Raw genomic sequence first — 7,825 nt, forward strand, 5'->3', positions numbered from 1 at the left:
GTTATTGATTGGTTAGGATAAAGTTTCAAAAGGAATACACAATGCGCCCTAAGGTATTGTTAGTTGAAGACTCCACCTCACTCGCCGTACTCTACAAGCAGTACGTAAAAGACGAGCCCTATGATATTTTCCACGTCGAAACCGGCGCGGAAGCTAAGACCTTCATTGAAAGGCACTCTCCACAGCTTGTGATTCTCGACCTTAAGCTTCCTGACATGCCAGGCGAAGAAGTCTTAGATTGGATTACTGCTAACGAAATACCGACCGCTGTCATCATCGCGACAGCGCATGGTTCAGTAAACATCGCGGTAGACCTTATCCAACGCGGTGCAGAAGACTTCTTAGAGAAACCCATTCAAGCCGATCGACTCAAGACCTCTGTTAGCTTGCATCTAAAAAGAGCGAAACTCGAAAACCTCGTCGATAACATGCAAAGCAAATTCGATCGTGATCGTTTTCATAATTTCATTGGCTCTTGCCTACCCATGCAGGCGGTTTACAAGATCATTGATTCGGTAGCACCAACCACTGCCAGCGTGTTTATTAACGGCGAAAGTGGTACAGGTAAAGAAGTGTGTGCGGAAGCGATTCACCAAGAGAGTCAGCGTAATGGTAAACCCTTCGTGGCCATTAACTGCGGCGCTATCCCTCGAGACCTAATGGAGAGTGAAATCTTCGGTCACGTTAAAGGTGCGTTTACCGGTGCGACAACCGACCGGAAAGGTGCAGCAATGCAAGCGCATGGCGGTACCCTATTTCTCGATGAGCTTTGTGAAATGGAACTGGAGATGCAGAAGAAGCTCCTCAGATTTTTGCAAACTGGTACGTTTACTCCACTCGGTGGCAACCGCGAGATTAAAGTGGATGTCAGAATTATCTGTGCGACCAACCGCGATCCACTGGTTGAAGTAGAAGAAGGACGTTTTAGAGAAGACCTTTACTATCGTGTTCACGTTGTGCCTATCGAAATGCCACCGCTTCGTGAACGAGGAAGTGACATTGTCACCCTATCTAATCACTTCTTGAAACTGTACGCGAAGCAAGATAAGAAGAAGTTTAAATCAATAGACAAAGAAACGCAGAATCTACTTAAACGTTATGCGTGGCCAGGCAATGTGCGTCAGTTGCAAAACATCATCCGTAACATCGTGGTGTTGAACAATGAAACGAGCGTGACTAAAGACATGTTACCGCCTCCGATTAATAAAGTAGATGCCGCTCCATCATCTAAATCAGTGACACCAATTCGAGTAACTGCGCCTCAACCTGCAGTTGTTGAAGCACCAGAAGCTAAGTTGCCACCGATTACTCCGGAAGAGTTGGAACAATCGTCAGTTGCTCAAGCTCACAACGAGCCGATGACGCCTGCATTTACCACAAGCGAAGGTGCTATTCGTCCAATGTGGCAAATAGAACGTGAAGCCATTCAACATGCCATCAATCATTGCGATGGGAATGTGTTAAACGCTGCTGTGCTGTTAGAACTTAGCCCTTCTACTGTTTATCGTAAGAAACAGGCTTGGGAATCGGAAGATGAGTACAATCAAGCCTAACCAAGGTGTACTCGACATAAACCTTCATGAGATTTGGCTGTTGATCGACAGCCAAACTTTTGGAGGCATAGAAACGCATGTTTTAGAATTAGCACAAGGCCTGATATCGGAAAGCGCTCAGTATTCAGAGGCTGTTCGTATCGTTCTTTTGACTAAGTTTAATCCTGAAGCGATCATCGTTGAAAAGTTGAATGCGCTGAACATCCCTTTTAGTTACCTCTCCGATTTAGCCTCATGTTCTGTAGATTCAAATGGCAATAGCGCGACACAGCTGAAACGTGCAGTTCAACATTATCAACCAAGGCTTATCCATGCTCATGGTTACAAAGCCAGTTTGGTCAGCAAGTTAATCAAGCTTCCGCCTCGTTTCAACAACACAAAGCAAATCACCACTTATCACGCAGGTGAAACCCCAACAGGCAAAGTATGGCTTTATGATTGGCTCGACCGTTACAGCAGTTTTCTTTCTGATCAGTCGCTCGTGGTCAGTGAAAAGATTAAAGCGAAAGTGCCGAGTCAAACCCATCAATTGAATAACTTTGTTAAAATGCCAACCGGGTTAACAAGCTCCCCTTCATCAAGCCTATTCCATGTTGGTTTTGTGGGGCGATTGAGCCATGAAAAAGCGCCTGATCGATTTGTTGCATTAGCCAAACAGTTTCCTGATGTTCGGTTTGAGCTTTTTGGTGACGGGCCAGAAATGGACATCTTAGTTAAATCGCAGCCTGATAATGTGACCTTTCATGGGCATCAGACCAATATGGACGACGTCTGGAGCCAAATCGATCTGTTAATCATCCCTTCTCGCTTTGAAGGCTTACCTATGGCGGCATTAGAAGCCATGATTCGTGGCATTCCCGTTCTCGCCACCTCAGTTGGTAACTTGCCTCAACTCATCGAGCATCAAGTTAACGGCTACCTTGCAAATTCAGAAGCTGAGCTAGAACAGTTTTTATCTTTGTGGATGTCATTGACGAACGAGCAACGTAACTCTCTCAAGAGTCACGCGATAGAAACCGTGAAAAACCAATACTCTCCACAAGCCGTTGTCCCGCAGTTGTTGGAAATCTATCAACTCGACCGTTAATTCTAGCCTTAGTCGATAACTGGTTATTTGGGCTTGATGATTTAAGTACTTTAGTCAGTTTTATACTGATTCTCAAAATGACAAAACTCACCTCAAGGCTACGCCCTCACTTAATAATCCAACATTAAATCAGTAAGTTAAATAAAATGCATAACTGGCACTCACTTTGCAATCTTTAACATCAGGCGTAACTACGTCTTAAAAAGATTACGAGCCGAGTCCTAAAGAGTTTATTTGCCAATAGAGGTCACAATGGTCAACCCTGAAGCCAATAGATTGCCAGTCATCATCACGATCAGCACCTTGTGTGTTGGGCTTGGTGTTGTTTGGTACTTTGTGCCTCACCCTGCTGTCATTGTGGCGCTCGCTCTTGTGCCATTGGCCGGGTTATTCGTGTTAAACAAAACATTCTGGTTAGTTCTATTGTTCGTTGTCTTTTCATTTTTCCGAATTCACGAAGCTATACCTCAGCTCTATTCGCTAAAAATACCGCTGATGCTTTCATTAGGCGCTCTGTCGGCTCTTCTATGGCATGCATTAATCAGTAAAGAACTTAAAATCTTCTGGCACCCTTGTTTAAATTGGCTCGCCATATTTTGGGTATTGGTTTTCATTGGTATTATCTTCGCGTCCAATAGGCCAATAGCACTAGCAGAATTCAAGGGCGTTTATTGGAAAATTATAGTGATGACGCTTGCGATTACTTGGCTAGTAAACACCACGGAAAATCTCGCAAAAACCGCGATGACGATTATCTACGCTGGCGCTTTAGTCAGCTCTATTGCCGTCTACAACTCAGTAAATGGTATTGGGCTTGTCGAGGGCTCACGCGTGACTATTGGCCGCGATTTTGGCTCTATGTTAGGTGACCCGAACGACCTAGCACTGGTACTGATGTTCCCACTCGCCTTTACAATAAGCCAAGCCACCACGACTGGCATCTCACGATCCAAACGTTTAATCAGTGCCTTAGTTTGTCTGTTACTGCTCGCCGCCATTATTGCCACTCAAAGCCGTGGCGGATTACTGGGTTGTATTGCGGTGATTGGTATTTTTGCGTGGAAGCTAGTGCGCTCTAAAGTCCTCTTAATCTCCGTAGGAACTGTCGCGGCCGTCGTGCTCTACTTGGTTGCTGGGATCTCAGACAGGTCTTCTGGTGGTGCAGCTGAACAAGGCATCGATGAATCTGCAATGGGGCGAATCTATGCTTGGGAAGCGGCAGTAAAAATGGCAGTTGAGAACCCACTGACCGGCGTAGGGTTGAACAACTTCTTCTCGAACTACTTCTTTTACAGTTCGCATTGGGACGGACTGAATCACGCCGTTCACAGTACCTGGTTTGGTGTGTTGGCAGAAACAGGCTTTATTGGTCTGATCATTTTTGTCTGCCTTATCGTTGCTTTGATCAAAACCTCTCGCTCTACGCTAACGAGATTAAAAAACTCGACCACAGAAATCGCACCCGAACTCAACGCGGTCGCCTATGCGATCTATGCCGGTCTGATTGGAACAATCGTGTCGGGTACATTTTTGACTCAAGGCTTCAACTGGCCGATTTATATCCTCGCAGCACTCACAGTTTGCGTCTCAAACGTATCTCAAACTGCCTGTCAAAATGAGAAAACCTAAAAGTCACATTTTAACCTATTGAAAGTATTATATTTATTAAATGGCACAATATATGAAAGTACTTCTATATAACAAAAAAGAGGATTTTCATTATGACGTCAGTATCTATACATCAATTCAAACATTGGCTTAAGTTTCATCCTAATTCTCGAATTAGAAATGTGTTTTTCATTTTGAAAGACATCAGAAGCGCAGAGCTACCTACCCCTAAACTATTTAATCGCTGTCTATATCAAGCGCACAAGCTAGTGGTGAATCTGGTTTCTGGCTTTACGCGATTCTTCTACTGGACTCCGGCTTTCAAAGGTCGTGTGGCTCAATGTGGCAAACGCCTGTATTTGTATGGTGGACTGCCTTTCGTCAGCGGTCCGGTACAAATTTCGATTGGCGATAACTGCCGTATCTCTGGCCACACGACATTCTCTGGTTGTACTCAGCCACTTGAAGGCTTGGAACACCCACTATTGTCGATTGGCAACAACGTCGACATTGGTTGGCAGTCGACTATCGCTGTTGGCGGTAAAGTCGTTATCTCTGACAACGTACGAATCGCAGGCGGCGCTTTTCTATTTGGATACTCTGGACACCCGCTTGATGCAAAACGCCGAGCGCTAGGTGAAGGTGACGACCCTCAGCAAATCGGTGACATCATTCTTGAACCCGATGTTTGGTTGGGCACGAATGTGACGGTCAAAGGTGGCGTAACCATCGGCGAAGGTGCCGTAATAGCCGCAGGCAGCGTAGTAACAAAGAATATTCCTGCCTTCGCAATCGCAGGTGGCAACCCAGCTCGAGTTGTCGGTCACATCAAACCCGTTGAAGTGACAGAATCCGATATGTTCGATTCGTTAGAGACTCATGGAGGTGACCATGCGTGATTTAATCGTATTTGGTGAAGACTTTGGTGGCCTACCTTCATCGACTCAACATTTAGTTCGTCACCTTGCTAAGCAGCACAAAGTCTTATGGGTCAACTCAATTGGCTTAAGACAACCGAAGCTGTCCGCCAAAGATGTTAGCCGAGCGTTCAACAAGTTGTTTGGTAAAACCAAGGCCGTAACTCAAAACATGCTCGACTCTGAGGGACACGACAACATTACTATCGTTAACTTAAAGACAATCCCTGCGCCTGCTTCTAAATTTTCTAGAAAGTTGGCTCAGCAAATGATGTTGCACCAACTAAAACCGGTTATTGCGGAGCTTAATCTTAACGCGCCTATCCTATGGACTTCTCTTCCGACCGCTGTTGATTTGTGCGGACACTTAGGCGAGTCATCTGTGGTCTATTACTGCGGTGATGATTTTAGCGCGCTGGCTGGTGTTGATCATGACACCGTTGCACAGCACGAATCAGAGCTAATCGAAAAATCAACGCTTATATTCGCGGCTAGCAAAAAATTGATGGGTAAATTTCCAAAGCATAAAGCGCACTTGCTACCACATGGTGTCGACGTAGACCTATTTTCAACACCCGCACCAAGAGCAAAAGATTTACCAAGCAACCACCGCCCTATTGCTGGTTTTTATGGCAGCCTTTCTAAGTGGCTTGATTATGAAATGATTGATCATGTTGCGAATGCGATGCCGGAATGGGACTTTGTTTTCATAGGTCCAAACGAGCTTGATACGCTCATGCTGCCTAAGTTGAGTAACGTACATTACCTTGGCCCTCGTCCACACCACACGCTACCAAGCTATTCTCAACACTGGGATGTGAGCTTGTTGCCGTTTGTTGATAACGAGCAGATCCGAGCGTGTAGCCCACTCAAACTAATGGAATACCTTGCGGCGGGCACCCCCATTATCACAACACCGTTCCCTGCTTTGGTTCCATATCAAGGGCACGTAACCACGGTTGGCAGTGCCAACCAAATGATTTGGGCGCTTGATCATGCACGCGAGCTAAGCAACTCACCTATCTCTGTCGTCGAACAAGAGAGCTGGCAGAACCGTGGTAACTTCGTACATTGGATGTTGGAGCTATTATGAATAATCTGAAATTGCGGTTATTAGTCATCATCAATGCGATGTGGCGCCAACGCTACGTTATCGTTCTGCCAATGCTTATTTTGCCCTTTGTAGGCTTTGGTGTGAGCAAGTTGGCTCCAACTAAATATGACGCGCATACCAGTATGTTGATTCAAGAAACGGCCAAGATGAATCCATTCTTGGAAGACATTGCCGTTTCGACGATGCTCAAAGATCGACTTAACGCATTGAGAACACTGCTTCACAGTCGACATGTGCTTTACTCGGTCGCTGATGAACTGCAATTAACCACGCCAGATATGCCTGAAATTGAGAAACAAGAGATCATTACTGACCTGTCTCAACGTCTAACGGTGACTCAGCTTGGAAAAGATTTTCTAAAGATAAGTCTAACGTCGAACACACCAAATGGAATGGAAGCTACGCTGCGCTCGGTAAGTGAACATTTCATTGAACAGTTACTTGCACCGGAACGTTCATCGATTGAAGATTCAAGTAACTTCTTGAAAATCCATATCGACAAACGTAGCGCAGAGCTTGCAGAAGCAGAAGAAGCGCTAGCTGCATACATGAATGAGAATGTTCATTCGACGCCTGAGGTACAGAGCCAAAGTTTGAATCGCTTAGCTTCACTCAAACAAACACTGGCAGAAAAAGAGGCCGAGTTATCGGGTGTCGAAAAAAGTTTAGGGTCAATCGACCAACAACTTTCAAGAACCAACCCTGTGATCGGTAAATTAGAAGACCAGATCATCGACATTCGTAGCGACCTTACCTTGTTACAAGCTAAATACACGGACAAGCACAGTGCTGTGCAAGCTAAAGTGCGTGAGCTAGACAGACTAGAGAATGAACGTAAGAGTTTGCTCGAGGTAACCCAGCCAACGATGAATAGCGACCAGCTTTGGGACATCGCAAGTAGTACGACACTGAACAAACTTTCTGATACCCAACCTCTTCTGGTCACTCAATTACACAGCCTACAGCTGGTTCGTGCTCGCTTTGAGTCTTTAACTGAAGAGACCAAAAGCCTTCGAACTATGATTTTCGAATTAGAACACAAGGCCAATAACTTCGGCGAAAATGCAAAAGAGATGTACCGCCTTAAACGTCAAGTTGAAATCAAACGTCAACTATATGATGAACTGACAGAGCGTTATGAAATGGCTCAACTAACGGGTTCGCTTGGTGTATTCGAGCAAAACAAACGTGTGAAGATTATCGATTTGCCTTTCACACCGAGTGTCAAATCTAACATGCCGACTTTTGTTTTTATTCTGGCTGGATTCGTTGCAGGTATCGGTTTGGGTATTGGTTTAGCGGTATTGTTTGAACTGTTTGATTCTTCAATCAAACGCAAAGACGAAATCGAAGATATCTTGGGTGTCCCTGTGATAACGGTGATCCCTAAAATGAGCTAGTCAGCCTCAAAGCCATTTTTGACTTGCTAGATTCACAGCTTTCTAATTTCCTAGCTTCGTGCTTCCTAGCTTTCTAGCTTTCTAGTTTCCAAGCTTCGTGCATCCTAGAGCAAAACGCCAACACTCGCGGTGTTTTTCAAGGTAGT

6 protein-coding genes are annotated in these 7,825 nt (G+C 45.1%); all 6 read left to right on the forward strand.

The genetic code is table 11. From position 1 onward, the window contains the following. The first annotated feature begins 41 nt into the window (after positions 1 to 41). The 6 genes from AB4274_RS06185 (at position 42) to AB4274_RS06210 (ending at position 7,679) form a co-directional block, all read left to right on the forward strand. Positions 42 to 1,553, forward strand: a complete 1,512-nt coding sequence (locus AB4274_RS06185; RefSeq protein ID WP_017059588.1) for a sigma-54 dependent transcriptional regulator — start codon at positions 42 to 44, stop codon at positions 1,551 to 1,553. Continuing rightward, positions 1,534 to 2,640, forward strand: coding sequence for a glycosyltransferase family 4 protein (locus AB4274_RS06190; protein ID WP_372082619.1), 1,107 nt, complete (start codon positions 1,534 to 1,536; stop codon positions 2,638 to 2,640). Before AB4274_RS06185 ends, AB4274_RS06190 begins: the two co-directional genes overlap by 20 nt. Positions 2,641 to 2,892: 252 nt before the next feature. Then, positions 2,893 to 4,269, forward strand: coding sequence for an O-antigen ligase family protein (locus AB4274_RS06195; RefSeq protein WP_372111347.1), 1,377 nt, complete (start codon positions 2,893 to 2,895; stop codon positions 4,267 to 4,269). Positions 4,270 to 4,361: 92 nt separating this feature from the next. Next, complete coding sequence (locus AB4274_RS06200) at positions 4,362 to 5,147, forward strand: DapH/DapD/GlmU-related protein (RefSeq protein WP_372098677.1); 786 nt, start codon at positions 4,362 to 4,364, stop codon at positions 5,145 to 5,147. Then, the gene (locus AB4274_RS06205; RefSeq protein WP_372058640.1) at positions 5,140 to 6,258 is read left to right on the forward strand and encodes a glycosyltransferase; all 1,119 of its coding nucleotides are present in this window, start codon (positions 5,140 to 5,142) and stop codon (positions 6,256 to 6,258) included. The genes AB4274_RS06200 and AB4274_RS06205 overlap by 8 nt, the downstream gene beginning before the upstream one ends. After that, positions 6,255 to 7,679 carry a Wzz/FepE/Etk N-terminal domain-containing protein gene (locus tag AB4274_RS06210; protein ID WP_017063900.1) on the forward strand — a complete coding sequence of 475 codons (1,425 nt, stop codon included), beginning with the start codon at positions 6,255 to 6,257 and terminating at the stop codon, positions 7,677 to 7,679. Before AB4274_RS06205 ends, AB4274_RS06210 begins: the two co-directional genes overlap by 4 nt. Positions 7,680 to 7,825: the final 146 nt, after the last annotated feature.

The organism is Vibrio sp. 10N.261.55.A10 (assembly GCF_041470825.1).
GTDB lineage: Bacteria > Pseudomonadota > Gammaproteobacteria > Enterobacterales > Vibrionaceae > Vibrio > Vibrio crassostreae_C.